The sequence below is a fragment of the Vibrio sp. Vf1514 genome, assembly GCF_052076135.1.
GTDB classification, from domain to species: domain Bacteria; phylum Pseudomonadota; class Gammaproteobacteria; order Enterobacterales; family Vibrionaceae; genus Vibrio; species Vibrio furnissii.
On sequence record NZ_CP197268.1, the window covers coordinates 1,158,484 to 1,179,187 of the forward strand.

A 20,704-nucleotide genomic window follows, 5' to 3' on the forward strand; every position below is an offset into this window, starting at 1 on the left:
GATGCATTAATCCAAACTAGGAATTTATAGGTTAATTTGTTCCCATTTTGTTTTCAAGTTCAGCTCTGAACCTTACTTGTGCGGCTACATCATAACCTACGAGGATCGTACGAATACACTCAATGTGCTCTTCCCAGCGTTCCCAATGCGTCTGATAATAGCGAGTTCGTTTCTTCTTGAAACCTTCACTGTTCTCTCCTTTTTGCTGGCAGTCATAATCCACCAGCAAAGCAATCAGATGGGCCTTAGGTACCAAGGGTAAGTAAACTGGGTGATCATTCTGTTGTTGTACGGATGGTCCTGATAGTTGTTCTAAAGCCATCCCACCAGCAATGAAAGGAACGATTACGGAAAACTTCTCGAATGTCCTTTTCTGAATCGTAACGCCTTTCAGACTTTGGGCGATTACCCAATCATTCATCAAACACTTAATCAAACGTTCTTTGTTGGAGTTAGCATTCCAACCAGGTGACGCGTAGGCAAATAAACTCCAATCAACTAAATGCCTCTCTCTACGCTTTATCCGCTCGAGAGCCGCTAAAACTTTTGCACCGTCTAACTTTGAGCCAATTTCTCTGTCAGCAGCGCCAAATCCACCACCGCCAACACCAGAATTGTAATTTGCTTTAACCCCTTCGGTCGCAAGCGCTATTGCCGCCGACATTGGCCAATGTTCAATCGAAACGACTAAGCCCATATTGTTACCTATCGTAAATGAAATAGAAGGAATTATAGGTTACTTAATATGGGCTTAAAGAAAGCTTATTGTTACAGCCGTAATGGCATTCATAAATGCTGGGCTATAAGCAAAAGTGGCCAATGCAAATAGCTATTCAGCGACGAATGCAGAATGCCCTCCTGCAACCTTCAATTGCCCTTCTACGATCCGCCAAGAACTTGGAACAAAAGAAGGGTCAGCTCGAACATCGGACTCCAAACGGAACTCAGTTTTTCCATTGACAATAACGGAGACATACTCTGGAGGTAGCTTAGTGAACATATGTTGATCGCTATGGCCATGTATCAAGGTCAATCCTAAACCTTCAGGAGCAAGAGCATCAAGTAAATCACGTTTATGTTCTATTTCACCAACAGCTACAGAGTAATCAAGTTCCGGTGCATCTAAAAGAGAGGCAGAACTACTTTGAGGGTGTGTGCAATGTCGACAAGCACCAGAATGACCCGTACAGTGGCTGCAGCTGTCCGTCCCTCCATGAACGCAACTACTATCTTTTCCATCAACTCGACCAAACCACCCTATAGGCAATGCATCATCAGTGTTTTCAGTTGGACTAATAGAAATAACAAGATCACGCTCAACCTGCGAGTATCCCTCAAGCATCATTTTAATTGTTCCTTGATCCTCAAATACTGGGACATGAATGCCTATGTCACTGCCATCAAGTTGACTGAGTATGTCATTCAACTCACCAGAGTTAATTCTGTTAATAATATTTTTAACTTTACTTTCGACTTGCATATTTATTTACCTGTTTGTTTTTAACATACTATACAGTTAATAACGCGTTCATCAGATAAGTTACAACTAAAACTTTACTAACCAACTTTAACTTTCTTTTCCCATTTAAATTATTGATGTTATTGACATAATGTTACGTATGGTGAACTTTTTGCATAAATGTATTTACCATTTCTTCCGCCATCCATCCATGAGCTGCTACTAAAGCTAATAATAAACAATCTTTCATTGCGAAAGGCTTGTCTGCTAATAGATCTGCATAGGTACCGATAATGATTAAACTTCCAATAAATACTGTTGCAACTATACGTGATCTAGATATCTGGGTAATTCCTCTATCTCTAATAAATAGATAGTAGGCAAAATTGAATGCGCCTGTAACCGCAACAGCCCAAAATAGAGAAATAGCTTGAGTATCAGTCAGTTGAACAACTACGCTCCCTAGATTAATTTCCATTGCTACCTCCTATAACGTCCTTGACAAGTACCTGCTGGCCTTTTCCTTCAACGCCTCCGTATATCCACAAGGGCTTTCCTTCTACGGATTTCAGATTATCAATGGGTTTTACCTGATACCACACATTTACCCCCTCAAAACCACCATATGTTTTTTTTCCTATAACTTGAACCTGTATATCTTGTGTAGTGTTTTCAATAGTTTGACCAACAAACAAATTAAAAAGCCCATGAGGAGGAGCATCTTTTATAGGTGTATTGGACAATAGCGTTGCTACAGCATTTACAGGAGATGCATTTCTATCTAGTTCCGAACTAGCTGTTGCATTTAAGGATAGAAGAGCAAAAACACAAATAATCGATCTATTCATATATCCTCCTTGTCATAAAGAACAGACTCACTTAATAACCTTATTATGAAAACTGGGCATGAGTTTGACTTCCATAAAAAAACAAGATGCATATCACAACAAATAGGTCATCACACTGAATAATAAGAAAATTCATGTTTTAAACGAAATATATTATTGATTTCATGTAGTTATAAGAAAACAATCAAATCTAGAAGTGTTGGTTCCATTCTTAGTTGAAATTAAGTGGTTTAGTTGATTCATTGAAACAAATCCATTGGATACGTACTGATGCGTACAACACATTCTCATACTCATCCAAAGATTAGATCTTCGGTAAATTAAGCAAATACAATGTCATCGACTATAGTTCTTGTAGCATTAAATGGAACCGAGCAACATGTGTGGACGACTAAACGTAATCGATGACCCGCTTTGTCGTGTTGTATGTGAGAGGCTTGGCATTAAGTTTTCAACACCAACGAACAAGGATTTGCGACCGTCTGAAATGGTATCCACCGTTATCTATGAACACGGCGCCTTCCATCAGCTAGACCTACAATGGGGTATAAAACCCGACTGGTCTAAGAAGCTCATTATCAACGCTCAATCGGAAACCGCGCACATCAAACCTACTTTCAAGCGTGCTTTCGAAACTTCGAGAGTGATTATTCCCTGCTCTGGATGGTATGAGTGGTCGGAAGTAGCTGGAGATAAGAAAAAATTCTTGTTCAGTGCCGGCTATAGCAAGCCAGTGTATATGGCTGGCTTAGCCTATAGAGACACAAAACAACTCGTTACTCTCACTATAAAACCGACTTTGCAGTGTGCGGCCTACCACAACAGAATGCCTCTAGTTATAGCTGATTCAGATATAGAACATTGGTTAACCGGCGCACTCGATATCAATGAGTATCCACCAGCCCAAGAGACACCATATATTATTGAGCTGCATTCTTGATAGACCTGCGCGCATCGGTTTCTTGCTGGGCTCATGTCTTCACTAAAACCCAATGAGATAATTGCAACTGGTTGTGTATCGCCTATTATTTATTCGGCTTTCGAATCCTAATAACTCAATAGGTTACTCACCATGAAACTTTGTCATACGCTAGGTTTACTCAGTATATTGTCACTCTCAGTTCAAGCTGAAATCCTTTCGGTTCATTGTCCCCTTGGTTGCCCTTCCAATCCAGAATCCAATGATCTCGTTTTCACCCACATCTACGCCCTTTCCAACAACCCAAATACCAAGTTCGCTGATTGGGTAGCATATGAAGTTAATCCAATTAACTACGGCGTATCACCAGGTCGCAATTGGAATAGTGATCCGCTGATCGATGAGAGTAAGACTCTAGAACCATCCGATTATACTGGAGCCAACGCCAGCGATTTAGAAGCTGACAGGGGCCACCAGGCACCCCTTGCTAGTTTCGCTGGTTCTCGCTACTGGTACGAAGCAAACTACCTAAGCAATATCACTCCACAAGATGAAGATTTAAATCAAGGACCGTGGAAAATACTAGAGGATAAGGTCAGGGACGTTGCTACTTACGAAGAGCCACTATACGTAATTACTGGCCCACTATTTAATGCCCAGATGAGCAAGTTGCCGAAAGCAGATGAAGAGCATGTTGTCCCTTCCGGCTATTTCAAGATCATCTACAACCGTAAAGGAGCTGTCGGTTTCGTGATGCCTCAAAGTAGCGGGAGGAATGACAACTTCTGCTCCAAGATATCCTCGATTAACAATATCAATATTCAGACAAACTTCAATATCCCTAACTTTAGTGACAATACGGATCTGAGAAAACAACTTGGGTGCAGTAGTTAATATTGCTTTATCGTCATTGTGTTAAAGAAGAGCACTTCAAAAGTGCTCTCTTATGCTTCCTAAATAAAGGGGGATATAACGAATTAAAAAGAAACTGGCTTGTAGATCAGCATCAGCTATTTGCTAAAAAGCACTTTCGGCAGCATATCGATTTTTTTCCGCAAATCTTTTCGCAATATCAAAACTCCCACTCGAATCTTCTGGTGTAACCCACCATACTTTTTCTTTGGCACGAGTTACTGCAACGTAAGCAAGTCTCATTGCTTCTTCGGTTTGAGCCTCATCATAAGTCTTCTTAAAGCCAGCCAATTTATACAGATAGTTCTTTGCATAATGTTGAGTATCATATTCACAATCTTCGACTAAAAGGCAATACCTAGCTTCAAGTCCTTTACTTCTATGAAATGTCTCAAACTGAACCTTAATATTGGAATTAGTCTGGTACTTCATATGATTTTTATATGCTCTTTTAAGCTTGTCGTTAACAGCATTTGTCTTTGACATGACTAGAAGATCTGTACCATCATCTATTCTTTCCTCACTTTCCAAAGCTTGTTGTATTGAGGCGAGCAATCTCACAGCAGGCTTTATTGTTGGATTCACAGGACAGTTCTTCGCAGGACCAGATTGAACAAAAAATAATCTTTCTTGTTCGTCAACATTCACACATTCACCCGTTTTATTAAAGTCTTTGGCATACATCAAACAACTTTCAGCTGTATCTACTATTGATTGATAACTCCTATAATTTTGACTCATAAACACCTTATTGGTATTTAACGACGGAAATTTCGTTTCATAATCTGATAGGAATTCTGTTGAGCTGCCTCTCCAGCCATAGATAGATTGAAAATCGTCCCCAACACACATCAATGAACTTTTAAAACCTTCCTGTGTCAGTGTACGAAGAGTGGCGTTTATCCATAGTGCCACTTCCGGTGAGATATCTTGAAACTCATCAATGATTATATTGGTTAAACTACGCTTTGCTTTGTGTGAAAGAGCTCTAAAAGCCTTATTACCAGGCGTCGAAAAAGTTTGAAATAAGTTATTGAATCTTATTACATTTTCTTCAGACAACACTTTGTCGAACATTTCCCAAAAATATCCAACTGATTCAAGCAGCAATTTATCAGTTTCGGACAAATGCGACGCTTTATTTGTATGAATAGCTACGTGCTCAAGTTTAATCCCAATGCTTTCGGTAAAAGTAGCAATTTCAAAGAAGACGTCAACGATAGGTTTGTATGAAAAGTCACCATCAAATTTAGTTGTAAAACGAGGACAAGTCACATCTTCATTTTTTTTATCATGTCCCAATAATTTGTTGTTCAACAACATTTCTAATGCCATGACATCTTCTTGGTCTGACACAACAAACACATTGTCTTTAGCATAGCGAACACCAATAAATGCTTTTCGCTTGGTTAACGCACTTAATCTTTGTTTAAATCCATCGACCTCTAACTCCACATCCAAATTTTTTAATTTCAATAACTTACTGTTTGGGGCAAAGATTACATGCAGATTAAACCTTGGATAATAGGCATCACTAGTAAGTTTTAGTTGACTAAATTCTGAGTTTCCCAAATCAAGCAAAGTCCCCGAGCACGCTCCTTCGCCTAAGTCAAAGAAGCCTGACATCAAAGGAGCTAGTTGACTTTCAAATTTGTTTGTCTTCCTGATGATGTTTATGTGAAAGCTTGGCTCTGTAAGTGCCATTTTTAACTTAAGTTTAGCGATAAACAACTTATCCATGTTTTTACGAAAATCATCGTTTTCCAGATAACATCGGTCTAGAGATTTATACAATAAATCATTTTGAGCACTGTTTAGTTCAGAAATCACAACCACTTGCTCATTCGCTTCTTTAATTGCTGCTTTGTAATTGGTTTCTGTATCATCAGAGTCGTAGTCTCCGTCGACCTTGTCTTTAAGAAACTCAAAAATCTTAAACTGACCTTTTAAAAATGAGGCGCGCGCCATTTCAAGAACTTTGGAATGAAATGTCCTGATAATCTGTTCACTTTTCTCTGGTGTTACTGTAATGCCATTCGCACCAAACACTTCTATAAGCTTTTTCCTAAAGTCCGCTACAGATGCCCTAGTGAACGAAAAGACTGTAAGCTGATCGAGTTGAACACCACAAACCTTATGCAGAAATAATAGCCTGTTGATAAGAGATGTTGTTTTACCTGAGCCTGCTCCTGCAACTGCTAATGTGTTTCTTGTAGTAGAAAAAATAAGTTGATGCTGGTCTCGGTTTGGTTGTCTACTTTTCACTTGTGAGCCGAATACCTTTTCGTAAAATAACTCAACATCTTCTTCTCTGAAGTCAATAGGCTCGGGGGGGACAACATGATCCGAAGGTATCACGTCATATTGAGGTTCTTTCGCATAGGCATGTTCAATTACATAAGTTAGTTCGTTTTTTGCTGACTTATAGCCATTGCGAAACCCCAATTTATGGTAGTGTTTTTTGAAACGAAACGCCGTTACTTTTCTTTTGCTTCTTCTTGTTATATTTAAACTCTTAAAAAATTTTTTTAAATGAAATTTAAAACTCACTCAAACGCCTCTCAATGAAAATCATTCCGCGAACAACCCACAACACATTGAATTTAAACAATTTATCAAGATTACAACACTAATAACTGTTATATAAACAAGATTTCAATAAGGGGAAATGTCTGGACAATATATCTTACGCAATACCTTTTTATCAAAAAAAGTTAGTACTCCCTTCGGATACTTAAACATTCATTGTGTGGATTGCTTGAGACAATGAATGTGTTTCTTTATCTTTCAAGAAAAAATGCCCCGGAAAGAAGTCCGGGTAATTTACAGAGTTAGCAATTAAGCTGCGTTGTTCAGGTTATTGTAATACTCAATAACGCCTACAGCCTTACCAGCTGACATAGCTGATTGAATCTGCTCTGTTGTTATATGAGACCCTTAGGCCTCTTGACATCCCCCCTGAATCTACTTTAGGATCGGCAACGTTGGTCCCCGACCCAGCCATTTAGGTCGTTAGCAGTCGGGTGTGTTAACAATGGTGCGAACGACCTGTCTCTCGCTTACTCCTCCGTGGAGGCCCTTAAGGGCAAGGCAAACAGCGACATGCTTTAAGTATGTATAAGATCTCCGATGTGTACTTACGCGTCTCGCGTAAAGTACGACTTAGCTTTTGTCTTGGACTTTCCCAAAGAAACCAGCTGACGCTAGGATGAATAGAGCGAGCATCTCACTGCAAGTCAGCGATTGTTTCTATGGAGACACCAATGACACATCTAAATACTAGCAATCACCAAACACTAACCCGCAAGGGTGATCGACGTCGCCCTGAGCAATTACTCCGCGATCTAGCCCTGAATGAAGCCAATGGCTTTCAGGATATAATGGCTCTTGTACGCCAATTTAGTGAAACACAACTAAGTACCCCACTCAAAGACGGCAAATGTCGAGAAAAAGCAGCCGCCTTACTTGGTTACCCTAAATACAGTCTCTTCCGAAAGGATTACATGGCTAAGCACGCATTGCGAGCTGCCATTAGCAAACTAAATCTGGATGAGCTGCGCCTCACACTGGATAAGACATACCGGAAAAACATAGATATGTATCTGGAGTCTATCACCCAACCGTCTAACCAATTCAATGTTAAGCTCCGTGAGGTTTATTCAGAGTGGATCAAGCGACTGGAAAAGACAATGGAGCAACGTGACATACAGGCCGATGGCGAGGCCATGCTTGACTATCTGAGCCATCTTTGTGGCGTTACACCCCGGGTACGAATCAACGAAACCCAGTTCTTTAAGCAGTGCAACCCTGAACAGTTGGCAATGGATCACATCCATCACCATGGCTTGTTCCTGTCACCCCGAAATCAGGGGGAAGGGAAACAGAGACATGATTCAGAGAACGACTTTAAAATTGCCGTTTGCCCCAATGCATTCTTCCTCCACAAGTCAGATGCTATTTTTGGGCGTTGGAAAGACGAGCATAACAAAACGTGGAGACTCCATATCCATGCTACCGCCGATAATATCCTTACCCTTTCGACACTGCAAATAGCCCTCAATCAGATCCACCTGCTTTGCCCAGCGCTGGAACAGTGCTACCTCTTACCAGAGCATATCCCGGAGACGTTGACACAATTTTTTGATGGCAAACCGAAATACCTTACGTTGCAATATACAGTTCCAGAACACGGTCAAGCTCCTAAATCGGTAGTGCTGGGCTTTGGTAGAAGAGACTTGATGTTTTTCCGTCACGAAGAATACATATTTGCCGGTCATGTGAATATCGAACCTCAACCTATACCCGTAAATACAAGAAGACACACACACATACAGCCAGATTACCCTATCCTAGATTAACCCCCAAAGGAGCTGAGGCACATTGCCTTAGCTCCTATGTTTATGGAATATAAGCAGTTTATATCCAATAGCTATTATCGAAACCAGCAGTTCGACAGCACGAACTAGTCATGACTAACCGTCTTGTGAAGATGTATCGTTCCACTCCTCACGGCCTTATTAATCATTAGACCAACGCCCCCAGTTCCAACGCTTTCTTGATGGTTTGCTTTACATAAAACAACTGGCTAGCATGGCGCGCTTCCCAACCTTTGGGGTCATCATGAAACCGACGGTGCTCATCGGCCGCAAGTGGCATCGTGAACAGGTCATGCGTTTTCCCACCCATTTTCCCTTCACCATGACCGATGAGATGATGGGCCACAACGCCTTCTGTTTTACCCGTGATGACACATGGAAGCGATCGAACAAACTTCAGGTACTTCTCCGAGTGCCAGGTGATTTCTTTTGGCCTCGCCATGAACATTGCTGGTGGTTCGTCATCGACCGTTAAGCAGATCGACTTCACCCGTTCCGCTAAGATTGATTTTGAATCCAGTTCAAAACGTTCGTCACTTTCGAAACGCATCACTACCCCAGTCTTCTTAGCTTTTTGCTTCACTGCAAACATCTCGTCTAAGACGGTACGCGGCAAGCATTCATACACGCCGTTTACTACACTCCACCAGCAAAGTTCAGCGAGCGTGACAGGAGTGGATGACCGCAGTTGCGACTTCACGCAATCTAACCCCCAAAGCAATACGTTTCGTTTGGCAATGATTTTGCTCTTGTCCGTTGGTTCGTTACGTTCTGCGTTGTCATGGTGCCAACAAACCCGAACCGCTCCATCAAGTATCGTTAGGTTCTTATCGCAGAACTCTCCATCCGACAGCTGGCAATGTGGAATACGCACCAGCCAATGTTCAAAGCTGCCGAGTTTTCGCTGAACATCAGGATGTCGAAAGAACTCGAGTAAACGCTCGTCGCCAACAAGCGATTTAGAACTGTCCGGAAATACCGGACGGTTCAGCTTACCACTAGGGACATTCAATAACTCTTCTGGCAACGGCATCACCACTAGCCGATTGCCCTGACTCATTTTTGCGAGCTCGCCGAGCAGCGTTTTCCCCGGTTTGAACATCATCAAGCCGAGGTCATGTTGAAGAAATGGCTGCAGAACTAACATCAGAACAGAGCTCCTAAATCTTTCCAAACTGGTTCTAGATGAGCGACTAACCGAGTGGAGTCCCCTACTCCCTGAACATCCAACGACGTGACAAAGAACGCCCGATCACAATGCCTATACACGCGCTTTTTTGCATAACAAATGCAAAGAGCATCGGCGGCTTTACTGTCAGGAGACACTCGAATGTCAATCGCTGCACTCTCCTCACTTTCGAAAATGCCCATCCTTATGATTCCTCCAGAAGCCAGTACTTGCTTGTATATGCCGTATGTTTTCCAAACTCACACTGCACATCGGCGCCTGCTTTTCTGGCGGCATTCACCAATAGAACCAGGCTACAAACGTGAATACCCAATTCCTCGCAGATTTCAGCCGGTGACCAAAGCCGCTTTCGCGAACTCATCAGGCAAATCAAATCTCGTTCATTCGCCATCGAGCCTCCTTAACTCCTGCAGCCATGCTTCTCGCTTGGCCATAAGCTCTTTGATTTTTCGCTCTGAGGATTTTGCCGCTTCCTGTGATGCCGGAGACTTGCGCTGCTGAAACGAAATCAACGCCGCGTTTTCGTTGTTGATGTCCATTTCGATTTGGCGGATCTTGCGTTTCAACACGTCACGTTCGTCAGTACACGCCGCTTGTGTTTGAACTGTGCCGGTATAGCCCTTGTCCTGCTCTTTGCACAGCCAAGCGTGAATAAATCGTTTGATGCCCGATGCGGTTTTCTGCCGTGTAGGATTTGCTTTGCACCAACCGATCATGTTTCGCAGTTGCTGGCTTGCGTCGACCGCTGGGTACAAGTCACGAAATTCGAACAACTCAGATTGTGTTACCTGATACACCGCTTGTTTTCCCTTCAAAGGGATTTCAAACAGAATCGGTTCTGCGGGTTTGTCGGTTTCGAGTTCGCTCGGAACATCAAGGATCTGTTTGTTTGTATCTGGTTTGGATCTGTTAATGGATTCGGGAAAATTACCACTTCCATGGTTCTGGGAATTCTCCCGATTCGATTCGGTAATATTCCCATTTCCATCTGGTAAAATTACCGATTCCATTTGGGAAAAGTGTTCAGTTCTAGGAAACAACATTTCGACTAAGCAATCGCCGTTGATCAAGTAATGAGTCGTCGGAACACCATTGGCCTTTTTGACTCGGCTCTGAATCACCTCACCTAAGCGTTTCTTCAATTGACGAATCGCGTAACGAACCTGATCAACTGACAGACACAGTTCCTCGGCCAACTCATCATTGGCCTTGTAGAACCATTCACCATCAGGCTTAGTGCTGGACCAGAACACAAGCTGCGACAGTACCGCAGCATGCGTATGGTTACCTTCACAGAACTTGATGTAAGGACGTGGGATGCTGATCGAAGCTGAGTGGCCGGAGAGTTCTCTTACCACATCAAACAATCTAGCCATTTGTGCCTCCAAACCCGAGAGCTAAGCGCCAAAGCGGAGCAAGTAAATACGGGCGACGAATCGCCACATATTCAGTTTTCCGTCCAACCTCTGGATCTTTGTTTTTGACGTTCTTTGCCTTAGACGCGCCATGACGTTCAAACAACCCCGCGCTAACGGCTTGCTCCATCGTCATTTTGCGTTTGTTCAGCCGGTTACTCAGCGTGTGTGGGCTCATTCCGTAGGCTTCGGCAATGGCTTTTAGACCTTTGTGGCCGTTGTATTCGTAGGTTGTTGGCATCACTCAACCTCTTCTTTTTTCAAAGTCCAGAACGCTGGGTGCTTTATCCGGTTTCCCCGGTCCCAACATATCCAGTCATATTCAGAGTTATCGCTACCACCATGAACAAATGACGGACGTGGAGTAAGGATGAGCAAGTTAGTCCAAGGGAATGAACGCCAAAAGTCCGCGCGCTGTTTACTGCCCAACATGGAAAGACGTAAAAGGAAACACATGGTTCCATCTTTGGCCAAATCGCGAGTCATGGCCGTCGCGATAAATTCCTGCGCGAGGCTAAACGGCAGATTGGTAACAATCACATCCGCACTCATATCCTTTTTCGGGTTCAGGTAGTCTATGCCTTCAGCCAGCTCGGCGTATTTAACCTTGTGACCAGCAGGAAACTCACTGGTTATGCGGCCATCACCACGACAAGGTTCCGATAGAACATCACCTTCTCGAAACTCAATACAGCCCAGTAATGCCTTGACGCACCATGACGGGGTTGGATAAAAGTCACGCTCAATACGTTCTTTAGCCACGAAACATCCCCTCATAAACAGCGGTCACGTATAAGCGCTTTGCCTCAAACAAATCCGCCAGCTCATCGTGCGTGATTTCTGTACGCATCCCCTTTTCCACCTTGAACAAACGCCATTGGTGGTTCTCTATACGGGCGCTTAGTGTTATTCTTCCCATCACTGCTTCTCCGAAGTGGTATGTGAAATTTCCTCGCAAGGTTTTTCACTCGGCTTTAGACCGTTGCCGCGGTTTAAAGCCACTTCCTCATCCAATACCAATAACTGACGCTCGCACTTCTTAAGCAAGCAACGAATTTGGTCTCGTTCAAAATGATGTGTGTCCTGCCCTTGGCTTGTTGCCACTCGACATGAACTAGTCGTTATGTCTGCCATCTGACAAACCGTTACCCAAAATTCACCTGTTTTCATTTTGCCTCCGTATACAGTGCTTCCATCTTCAACATGAATGCTTCAAAGGCCGCTTGGTATTCGCCTTTTAACTTCGCGATAGCCTGACGTTCCCGTGCATCAAAAACTCCATCCGCTTTCGCTTCTTCTATGGTTTGGTCTAACAGGCCTTTCACGGCATTGAGGTGTAAGTGGCAATCGAACATGTCGACGCTATCCAGCTCGTTAATGCGTGGACGTTCTACAACCATGCAACTAACTCGATGAGCAAAGTACTCAGCTACGTACGAAGTACTCGTTAGCTCAGCCATCTCCACCAGCTCATCAACGCTGAAGAAGCGAGAACCCTTTTTCTCGTAAAGGTGATTGTTGAAGCTGTCGACAGACATCCCCAACACCGCCGCGACCGCTTCTTTGCCGCCAGTGACACCTGCAATGGTTCGGTTGACCATCTCTTTCTTATTCACCATTTGCTCCTTTGATTGGTGGTTAACTACGAAGATCGTTTATCGCTATTATGGGAGTGAGGATTAGGAAAGACCTGCTCAAAGCAGCAGTCCGCGCCCAGCTCATTTAAGGCTCGAACAATTTCCCAACAGGTTTCGATATCAGGTTTCCGCGTAGAGGCTTCGAAGTTAGCGATTCGCGATGGAACACTATTTAACTTTTCAGCTAAGCCAGATTGAGAAACCCCGATTAATTTACGTATTGCAGCTATTTGATTCATGTATGCTCCTTAGATAGACACAAAATACACATTTCGTGAATTTAACTCAAGTTAATATTCACGATTAGTGTGTTATGTGAATTCACGGAGCGTGATAAATTAATGAAATGGACAAGAAAACAGAAGTTGGGCTGAGACTTAAACAGCTCCGAGCGAAAAAAGGCGTTAGCCAAAAAGACCTAGCCGATCTCTGCGGTTGGGGGCCTTCGCGTATTAGTAACTATGAGTCAGGGTTGAGAAGCATAAGCTTGGATGATGCTGAGGTATTAGCTAAGCATCTAGGGTTGAAGCCTTATCAAATACTATTTGATGAAAAGCAACTCGCCGAGATCTCGAATGTTAGTTCAATAGACATACAGCCAACATTTAAGAATGATTTTCCTGTATTAAGTTCAGTTCAGGCAGGAGCTTGGACTGAGGCTTGTGAGCCTTACTTGAAGGAGGAGATCAGCGAATGGTATTGCACGACAGAACGAACGAGTGAACACTGTTTCTGGCTTAGAGTCCAAGGTGACTCCATGACTTCACCAAATGGAATCAGTTTTCCGGAAGGTACTTTGGTGTTAGTAGATACTCAGCGAGAAGCGGAGAATGGCTCTCTTGTCGTCGCAAAGCTAACCGAAGTCAATGAAGCGACTTTTAAAAAGCTAGTAATCGACGCAGGCCAAAAATACCTTAAGCCCCTGAATACATCATACCCACCGTTACCCATAAATGGGAATTGTAAGATTATTGGTGTAGTAGTCGACGCAAAAATGAAGCTGTTCTAGATAACTATCCTTTAAACACTGAGCCGCCTAGATAGGCGGCTTTTTTGTACTTATCAAAAATTCACAATATGTGTTGACTGGATATTCACACTTCGTGTAATTTAAATTACACATTTCGTGATGCGAGGAAAACACATGTCAAAGCAAGAAGCAGGTAACCTCAGTCTTGAGGACCGAACCACTAACTTTCCAAAACTCATGCAGGAACTGGATGGCGGCGTTATTTCTAATGTCGTTGGTTTAGCTCTATCCAACGTCGCACGTGCTGTCTCGTACAGCGACAAACAAGGCAGCGTTAAGATGGATCTAAAGCTCAAACCCATGGGAACCAACAATGAAATGGTCGAAATCACTGTCAATATGTCTGTGAAAGAACCTAAGACGGGTTTTGGTACCAAATCCGAAGACTTCCAATACACCTCCATAGCGTACGTAGGAAAAGGCGGCAAACTGACCTACGACCGACCAAAAGAAGACATTCACGGCCAAGCGGCTATCGAAGAAGGCATGCTACGCGAAGTTCGCGGCTAATCCCCTCAACTTTTACTCACTGATAAAGAGACAAACAACATGGATAAATCAGCCATTCAGCAGATTCAGGAAACAGCCAATACACCTGAGTTTCTTAAACAACTTAATGCAGTCGGGTTCCCAGTAGCGGCTTTACCAGAATCGTTATCTCTGCATGATCTGGAAAAGTACATGCTTAATCGCAATCAGTTCCGCGGTGTCATGCAAACTGCCAATATTGATGAGTTTGTTCGTTACCACGAACAGTACCAACTAGTTGGCAATCAATGTTTCATCAATGCAGACAACATGGCAGCACAGACTATCTTCGACCTTGGTACTCAATCACATCCTGGTCATTGCAAACATCAGGCAAAACTAGCGCTACGTAAAACAGCGGCCTTTAACGCTTTGCTAAGCATCAATGAAGAACGATTGGGGCAAAAAAAGCTGGCAGAGTGGGTCGAAGATTACAGCGACTTTATTCAAGTGTTCTCGACCACCGGTGATCTCATCGAGAATGCCGTCGCGTCAGCAGCCATTCGCAATATGAAGTTTGAAGCTAAAGCTGGCCGAGAATCGAACGTGGATGACTTTAGCCATCATCAGTCGGAATATGAGTCGATTGCAGTCCGTACAAAGGAAGAATTTCCGATGCCAGCCGTTTTCAAATTCACGTGTGAGCCGTTCCTCGGTTTAGCAGAGCGGACATTTGAAATGCGCATGAGCACCATCGGAAATGAAACTCTGATCTTACGTATCAAGAAGATGGAGCAACATCAAGAGCAAATGGGCGAAGAGTTCCAAACCAAACTCCAAGCCTGTTTCAAAGATGAAGATATCGAGATTGATACGTTCATCGGTTCATTTACGTCTTAATGATCACCGCGCCCTCTCCGTGAGGGCGCGTCTTGCGAGGAAATATCCATGGCGGCAACCATCGATACCCAATACGGAAAAGTGACCACATCGGCGCCCTACTTTAGCCATCAGCTTATGTGTCTGGTGCACAACCTGACTCTGGTTAAGCCAGAGAACGAAGAGAACGGCTGGGGCATTAGCCGAGAATGCCCTGCCAATATCACCCTTACCCCTGAATTCCTAACGATGTTCGCCCGAGATGCATCCGCAGTGATGTAAGTCGGGCTCTGTCAACCACCAAAACCAATCTCGTTTGGTGGTTACTCAAAGCCAAACAAAACGCTATATAGGTTGGAAATTATGAGTAGAGCTCAAATTGCTATTGTCACGCTTAAAAAGGCCGCCGAAGAAATTGGCCTGAGCACCAAGACATTAAGAGAGAAAGCTCTTGACGGTCAGTACCCATCCACCGTCATGAGAAAAGTTCGCGGTACTTGGATGGTTGATATTGAGGAATGGAACAGATGGCATCGAATGCAGGGGTAGATAAGCTCCCTTCGGGAATTGAAATTCATAGCGGAAGTGTGCGCATCTGCTTTTATTACAAAGGTAAACGCTATCGAGAGTCACTTGGTCTCAAACCAACAAAACAAAACATCAACTTTGCCAAGCAGAAACGTGAGGCCATGCTATATGAAATCAAGATTGGTACCTTTAACTATGCGGCGCACTTTCCCGATTCGAAACACGCATCAGGGACACCAAGACCACTAGACCTCGCCACTCTGGCCAAGCGTTTTCTTGAAGCCAGAGCACACGACATTCGTAAATCAACCTTACAGCGTTATGAGTGGGTGATGCGCGATTTCCTCGCCCTTTACGGCGCAAACCGCAGCTGTGAAACCCTATCACCACGTTCACTCACACAGTTTCGCCAAGAGCTGGTCAAGGGTCGTAGCGGTCGCACCATTAACCGAAACTTAGTCACCATAAATGCGTTTTTGGCGTGGATCCACAAAATGGAATACATGGGAAAGGACCTCTCCGACGTGATGGCCAGAGTGAAAGAAGGCGAAGTGGATATTCAGCCTTTCTCGATGCACGAGATAAACAAAGTGCTCAAACACTGCCACCAGCTACAACACCGAAACATGGTTATCGTTTTGGTTTACACCGGACTACGCAGCGGCGAACTGTGCGCACTGGCATGGGAAGATGTCGATTTTGAAAACCGGACACTCCATGTAAGGCGCTCCACCTATGACAAACGTGGATTGAAAACAACGAAGACAGACAAAGAGCGATTTGTCGATCTGATGCCACCGGTGTTAGAGGCACTCAAAGCACAGCGCCACTTAACTTACCTTTTCCCCGCAGAAGAACACGATGTTGAGTTGCCAGGCAAATCTTACCGCAAAGAAAAGCTTCGCTTTGTGTTCAATCCCAAAGTGGTACGAGAACAAAAGTGTAGCGACTATAGCTATTACGGGAAACGGGCATTAGGTCGTATATGGTCTGAGCTTTGTAAAAAAGCGGGCATTGTGCACCGCAACCAGTACCAGTTGCGCCACACCTACGCCAGTTGGATGATCACGCATGCCAATGTTAATGTGAGCTACCTCGCCCAACAAATGGGCCATGCGGACATCACCATGGTAGCCAAGGTTTACGGCAAATGGCTAACGGAGTCGAACAAGAAAGAGTCCGATCGTGTTTGGAAAGAACTGCAGAAGGTCAAGTGACCTTCTGGCTTATTTATGGACAAAAATCAGTTTTGGAAAATTGAACATTAGCAATTTACAAATAACTTCAGGTATGGCAAAACTTGGATGTTATGCATAGTCACAGTAGGCTTAGTATTGTGTGCATAGACAATAAAGTTTAGTCCTTAAGAAATAGGTGGAGGGCGTGATATCTCCACCCTTGGGCACAATCAAATTCTTGTGGCTTATTCTTTTTGTATAGAGCCAAACACTAGTCAGAATGCTATGAGTAATGTATCAAATCATTAGCTACACCAAAGACTTCGACTGGTTTAGGATACATCTAACCCCATCGGATGACGGTACTAGGTTAACTATATTGACATCTATACCGTCATTTTCTAACTTTCTTCTCAGAAAGTTAGCTTGTACTGGATCATGTGTAGTCATCAAGAGTTGGAACTTATACTCTAAGATATAATCCCTAAGCACATCAAATATTGCAGATGCATGCACCAAATCATGATGTTGAGTAGGATCATCTAGCAACAGAGCCCTCCAAGGAGACCAAGTGTTTGCTAATGCCATTGACAAAAGAAATGTCAGTTGAAGATCTGTTTTTTGCGCTTCACTAGCAATTTTTGATGCACTAACAGTTGTATTCGATAAAGGAACACTGACTCTAGCATGTGCCTTATTCCATTTTCTTTCAATTTGTAGACCAGTCTGACTAAACCTAGATTCTCGAACAATTCGGCTAAGAAGAGCTTGCCAAAGCGGCTCTATACTCGCTACCTTCGATTGTATTTGATCGATTTCTTGATTTAGTTCAGCTTGAAAACTATCAAGAGTAGCTTTCTTTTCATTTAGTATAGAAAGCTCCTTTGCGCGTTCACTGAATACACTTGCTAAGCGTGCACGATGAGTGTCTTCATTTATATTACCTTTTATCTGATCAATTTTTTTCTGAATTACTTTTAAGTTTTCCGCACCTTGAAGCTGTGCAATTTTTTTCCTTAAACTATCCAATGACTCACAAGCATTGTTGAGTTCATCTACAGATTTTTCTTGCTCCGTAATTTTATCTTTCAAAACATCTAAATTTGGCTCATTGATAAGCCCTTGCTTTTCCCAGTTTCCTTGCATATTACTAAGAACATTACGAGCTTCGTTTAACTCAGCTAAAAAGTCACTTGTTTGCTTTGTAATCAAACTCAGTTTTTCTTGCTCTCGCTCTACATCTAATTTTAAAGCCTGACTCGTTGCTCTTTTTTGAACTAGGAGTTCATTGAGTAGTTTGATTTCATCATCAATGTTATCACTAACAAGATCTTCTCTAAGCTCAGAACTAAGTTGAGCTTTGCTAAATCGAACCTCTTCTACTATTTCTTGCAACCTAAAAATGGATTTCTGAAGTTGCTCAAACTTATGCTCAATATCTTCTAAAGCCTGTTCAGCTACAGACAACGCCTCAGCCGTGGGCCTCTCTGATAGTCTTGAAGCATCAGATGCAATTTGCTCTTCTCTAACCAGAAGCTCATTAGTCAAACCAAGTATCTCTTGCTCTACGTCTTCAATCTCTAAAGACTTAAACAACGGGTCTAAACGACTATTATTAATTCTAATTTCACTCTGATTTATAAGCTCATTTTGTTCTTTTATTTGAATCGAGATTTGATGCTCATTTTTAACAGATATATCATATTCTTGATTATACTTTGCAACATCCCCTGTCAGTTGAACATCTAGTTCTGATAGGAGCTGTAGTTCAGGATCTACGCCCTTCAACTGAACCCGCATCCGCTCCTCAAGTCCATCTATACCATGCTCCTCTCCACAAACAGGACAGTCTCCTCGCTTGCCTGATATGCAAGCTGCTATTTCTGCTACGGCTGAACGCACCTGATCTGAGCTTTTTTGGAGTGAAGTTAACTGGGTTTTATTTTGAATCGAGCTTTCTTTAGCTTCATCAAGCTTTGCTTTTGAAGATTGAGATGCAAGTTTTGCAGCTTCAAGATCGTATTCGAGAACTGATAGTTTCTTCTTATATGTATCTACATTGCCCACTTCTTCTTTCCAAACTGCTAGTGAGCTTTGTCCACTGTTAAGCCGTTCTTGCGATGATACTAAGTCCTTCTGACGAGCTTCTACTTGCAAGTGTTTAGACAATTCAGTTCTTAAGTTTACCAGCCTATCTTTTGCGCCAGCTTTGGACTTTTCATGTTCTTGGAGTTTTTTAAGCTCTTCAACTATCTGCTCTTTGGCTGTGTTTTCCTTTTGGTTCAGAGTGTTTAATTTTTCAAGTGTTCTTTTTTCGGACAACCTTCCGTTCAACTCTGTAAATGTCTTCTCACAATCTCTTTCACTTGCCTGAAAATCTGCAAGTTTGCTATCCCTCTCAGCTAGGATAGAAGCCTTTGTATCCAAAGAAGAAGCATGCATCGTACTAAGGGCTTTCTCTTGTTTTTTAGACTCGTTAAAAATTTCACACGTTTTGGTTAACTGAGATAGAGCAATTAGGGTTCCTTTAGATTCCAATAAGTTAGAACTAACGCTACTTGAGCAAACACTATGTTCTATTGCCAACCGTTCCAAGCTACCTAACTCGTAGCTACGACTATCATCCATAAACGGTATTAAATCTTTGGACAACTCTTCTAGAGAGATATTCTCCGTACCTGCGCGTTCTTGCGCGAGTTTGCGCTCTCTAACTAACTCATCCCATTGTTCTAACTCATGCTGAGCTTTTTCCTTTTCCTGCTCCTTGTCTGAAAGTAGTCTAGCTATAGGCCTACGTAACTTGGGCATCATAGACCAAAGCTTTTGAGCCTCTTGCCCAATTGGTAACTTAGTTAATAGAGAACCAGCCTCTTTAGCTTCTTCCTGAACAAACCAATTTTTGTCTCTCTGATCTAATAGGTGAGTGAGCCTCAATAGGTAGCTTATATCACGGACTTGTGCACTGCCATTTATTATATCCGCTGGATTCCAGTCAATTTTCCCATCACTTGTAACCGTTGCCTCTTGACGGAAATTGTCAAAATTTAAACTTACACTAGCAAATGCTTCATTATCTTTAATCAAAGCAAATATATCATCATCTAGCCTAGCTACCTGACCAGTAATTGCTAACTCAATTGCCTCAAATAGTGCTGTTTTTCCTGTGCCATTAGGTGCAAGAAAGATCGTGGCTTGGGGAGATATCGGAATGGATACATCCGAAGCAAACCGTCTAATGTTGCTAACTGTTATGTTTTTTAAGATAGGCATCTTAGTCTCTCGAGTCTAAACCAAACAACTCATCGACTAAGTCTTGAGCAGTATTATGTGATAGTAGTATTTGGTGCCAAGCTTTTTGCTCTTCGTGTGAGAGCCATTTGTGCTTTTCTGCTGTTCTAGATAAGGAAATGGATATAGGGTCAGATAACTCCTCTATTTCACCTTTACTCATTGGCAGAGCCAAGAATGTTCTTGAAAGAAAATGCTGCGAAGTTTCATTAGGTCTAATCACATATTTTCGACAATAGAGTTCATCCGCTTCTATCCGATTACACTCTTCAATTGACGTATTGTTGATATTTAGAAATAAGTATATATCTGAAGAATTGGGCTCAGGGGTCATATCTCGAACATTCGCAGCCCAGTGAATAACTACCCCTACTTCTTGAATAGTGTTTACCGAGGCTACGAGTACCGTCTTAAAGCTTTCACATCCAGCTTCCTTTCTTTTCAAGAGTAATACATCACCTGAGACACCTTCTGGAAGAGCTTCACTTATACTTGAACAGTAGCCACATAAATCGAACTGGACATAGTGCGGTGGAATCATTGTTGTTAGTTCATCTAGCCAGCCTTTAGTCTTCATT

At 42.7% G+C, this 20,704-nt stretch carries 24 protein-coding genes; 9 read left to right on the forward strand and 15 right to left on the reverse strand.

Going from position 1 to position 20,704, the window contains the following annotated elements; all coding sequences use genetic code 11:
- Positions 1–31: 31 nt before the first annotated feature.
- The 4 genes from ACS18Q_RS20085 to ACS18Q_RS20100 all read right to left on the reverse strand — a co-directional run bounded on the left by ACS18Q_RS20085 (position 32) and on the right by ACS18Q_RS20100 (position 2,307).
- Positions 32–697 carry a hypothetical protein gene (locus ACS18Q_RS20085; RefSeq protein WP_441257752.1) on the reverse strand — a complete coding sequence of 222 codons (666 nt, stop codon included), beginning with the start codon at positions 695–697 and terminating at the stop codon, positions 32–34.
- A gap of 132 nt (positions 698–829) precedes the next feature.
- A complete protein-coding gene (locus ACS18Q_RS20090; RefSeq protein WP_441257753.1) occupies positions 830–1,480 on the reverse strand; it encodes a hypothetical protein in 651 nt (216 codons plus the stop codon).
- Positions 1,481–1,613: 133 nt separating this feature from the next.
- The gene (locus ACS18Q_RS20095; RefSeq protein ID WP_441257754.1) at positions 1,614–1,937 is read right to left on the reverse strand and encodes a hypothetical protein; all 324 of its coding nucleotides are present in this window, start codon (positions 1,935–1,937) and stop codon (positions 1,614–1,616) included.
- The gene (locus tag ACS18Q_RS20100; protein ID WP_441257755.1) at positions 1,927–2,307 is read right to left on the reverse strand and encodes a hypothetical protein; all 381 of its coding nucleotides are present in this window, start codon (positions 2,305–2,307) and stop codon (positions 1,927–1,929) included. The genes ACS18Q_RS20095 and ACS18Q_RS20100 overlap by 11 nt, the downstream gene beginning before the upstream one ends.
- Before the next feature lie 364 nt (positions 2,308–2,671).
- Here ACS18Q_RS20100 and ACS18Q_RS20105 point away from each other — a divergent pair, with 364 nt between their 5' ends.
- Together ACS18Q_RS20105 and ACS18Q_RS20110 are read left to right on the forward strand one after the other, a co-directional pair.
- On the forward strand, positions 2,672–3,247 hold the full coding sequence (locus ACS18Q_RS20105) for an SOS response-associated peptidase (RefSeq protein WP_441257756.1): 576 nt from the start codon (positions 2,672–2,674) through the stop codon (positions 3,245–3,247).
- 132 nt (positions 3,248–3,379) lie between these two features.
- Positions 3,380–4,120: a DNA/RNA non-specific endonuclease gene (locus tag ACS18Q_RS20110; RefSeq protein ID WP_441257757.1), complete on the forward strand. Its 741-nt coding sequence runs from the start codon at positions 3,380–3,382 to the stop codon at positions 4,118–4,120.
- A gap of 123 nt (positions 4,121–4,243) precedes the next feature.
- Here ACS18Q_RS20110 and ACS18Q_RS20115 read toward each other — a convergent pair whose 3' ends face one another.
- Complete coding sequence (locus tag ACS18Q_RS20115) at positions 4,244–6,688, reverse strand: UvrD-helicase domain-containing protein (RefSeq protein ID WP_441257758.1); 2,445 nt, start codon at positions 6,686–6,688, stop codon at positions 4,244–4,246.
- A gap of 713 nt (positions 6,689–7,401) precedes the next feature.
- Here ACS18Q_RS20115 and ACS18Q_RS20120 point away from each other — a divergent pair.
- Positions 7,402–8,496: a hypothetical protein gene (locus ACS18Q_RS20120; RefSeq protein WP_441257759.1), complete on the forward strand. Its 1,095-nt coding sequence runs from the start codon at positions 7,402–7,404 to the stop codon at positions 8,494–8,496.
- A gap of 166 nt (positions 8,497–8,662) precedes the next feature.
- On the opposite strand, the gene ACS18Q_RS20125 is transcribed toward ACS18Q_RS20120, so the two are convergent.
- From ACS18Q_RS20125 to ACS18Q_RS20160, 8 genes are all read right to left on the reverse strand, one after another.
- Positions 8,663–9,661: a DUF968 domain-containing protein gene (locus ACS18Q_RS20125; protein ID WP_441257760.1), complete on the reverse strand. Its 999-nt coding sequence runs from the start codon at positions 9,659–9,661 to the stop codon at positions 8,663–8,665.
- Positions 9,662–9,887: 226 nt separating this feature from the next.
- Positions 9,888–10,094: a hypothetical protein gene (locus ACS18Q_RS20130; RefSeq protein ID WP_441257761.1), complete on the reverse strand. Its 207-nt coding sequence runs from the start codon at positions 10,092–10,094 to the stop codon at positions 9,888–9,890.
- Entirely contained in the window at positions 10,084–11,079 is a 996-nt protein-coding gene (locus ACS18Q_RS20135) for an ATPase (protein WP_441257762.1), read from the reverse strand. The genes ACS18Q_RS20130 and ACS18Q_RS20135 overlap by 11 nt, the downstream gene beginning before the upstream one ends.
- Entirely contained in the window at positions 11,072–11,359 is a 288-nt protein-coding gene (locus ACS18Q_RS20140) for a hypothetical protein (RefSeq protein WP_044363401.1), read from the reverse strand. The genes ACS18Q_RS20135 and ACS18Q_RS20140 overlap by 8 nt, the downstream gene beginning before the upstream one ends.
- The gene (locus ACS18Q_RS20145) at positions 11,359–11,880 is read right to left on the reverse strand and encodes a DNA methyltransferase (protein ID WP_441257763.1); all 522 of its coding nucleotides are present in this window, start codon (positions 11,878–11,880) and stop codon (positions 11,359–11,361) included. Before ACS18Q_RS20145 ends, ACS18Q_RS20140 begins: the two co-directional genes overlap by 1 nt.
- A gap of 156 nt (positions 11,881–12,036) precedes the next feature.
- Entirely contained in the window at positions 12,037–12,288 is a 252-nt protein-coding gene (locus ACS18Q_RS20150) for a hypothetical protein (RefSeq protein WP_044363395.1), read from the reverse strand.
- Complete coding sequence (locus ACS18Q_RS20155) at positions 12,285–12,737, reverse strand: YmfL family putative regulatory protein (protein WP_222730575.1); 453 nt, start codon at positions 12,735–12,737, stop codon at positions 12,285–12,287. The genes ACS18Q_RS20150 and ACS18Q_RS20155 overlap by 4 nt, the downstream gene beginning before the upstream one ends.
- Before the next feature lie 23 nt (positions 12,738–12,760).
- The gene (locus ACS18Q_RS20160) at positions 12,761–12,994 is read right to left on the reverse strand and encodes a helix-turn-helix domain-containing protein (RefSeq protein ID WP_441257764.1); all 234 of its coding nucleotides are present in this window, start codon (positions 12,992–12,994) and stop codon (positions 12,761–12,763) included.
- A 107-nt stretch (positions 12,995–13,101) separates the two neighbouring features.
- On the opposite strand from ACS18Q_RS20160, the gene ACS18Q_RS20165 reads away from it, so the two are divergent.
- The 6 genes from ACS18Q_RS20165 (at position 13,102) to ACS18Q_RS20190 (ending at position 16,877) form a co-directional block, all read left to right on the forward strand.
- A complete protein-coding gene (locus ACS18Q_RS20165) occupies positions 13,102–13,764 on the forward strand; it encodes a LexA family protein (RefSeq protein ID WP_441257765.1) in 663 nt (220 codons plus the stop codon).
- A gap of 135 nt (positions 13,765–13,899) precedes the next feature.
- On the forward strand, positions 13,900–14,295 hold the full coding sequence (locus tag ACS18Q_RS20170) for a hypothetical protein (protein ID WP_172559214.1): 396 nt from the start codon (positions 13,900–13,902) through the stop codon (positions 14,293–14,295).
- 39 nt (positions 14,296–14,334) lie between these two features.
- The gene (locus tag ACS18Q_RS20175; protein WP_154179636.1) at positions 14,335–15,153 is read left to right on the forward strand and encodes a DUF2303 family protein; all 819 of its coding nucleotides are present in this window, start codon (positions 14,335–14,337) and stop codon (positions 15,151–15,153) included.
- A 48-nt stretch (positions 15,154–15,201) separates the two neighbouring features.
- Positions 15,202–15,414 carry a hypothetical protein gene (locus tag ACS18Q_RS20180; protein ID WP_044363390.1) on the forward strand — a complete coding sequence of 71 codons (213 nt, stop codon included), beginning with the start codon at positions 15,202–15,204 and terminating at the stop codon, positions 15,412–15,414.
- A gap of 81 nt (positions 15,415–15,495) precedes the next feature.
- Complete coding sequence (locus ACS18Q_RS20185) at positions 15,496–15,681, forward strand: hypothetical protein (RefSeq protein ID WP_044363388.1); 186 nt, start codon at positions 15,496–15,498, stop codon at positions 15,679–15,681.
- Positions 15,660–16,877 (forward strand): tyrosine-type recombinase/integrase, encoded by a 1,218-nt coding sequence (locus ACS18Q_RS20190; protein WP_441257766.1) that lies wholly within the window; start codon positions 15,660–15,662, stop codon positions 16,875–16,877. The genes ACS18Q_RS20185 and ACS18Q_RS20190 overlap by 22 nt, the downstream gene beginning before the upstream one ends.
- A gap of 270 nt (positions 16,878–17,147) precedes the next feature.
- Here ACS18Q_RS20190 and ACS18Q_RS20195 read toward each other — a convergent pair whose 3' ends face one another.
- Positions 17,148–20,108: an AAA family ATPase gene (locus ACS18Q_RS20195; protein ID WP_441257767.1), complete on the reverse strand. Its 2,961-nt coding sequence runs from the start codon at positions 20,106–20,108 to the stop codon at positions 17,148–17,150.
- Between the two features lies 1 nt (position 20,109).
- Positions 20,110–20,703: an ABC-three component system middle component 1 gene (locus ACS18Q_RS20200; RefSeq protein ID WP_233952828.1), complete on the reverse strand. Its 594-nt coding sequence runs from the start codon at positions 20,701–20,703 to the stop codon at positions 20,110–20,112.
- Position 20,704: the final 1 nt, after the last annotated feature.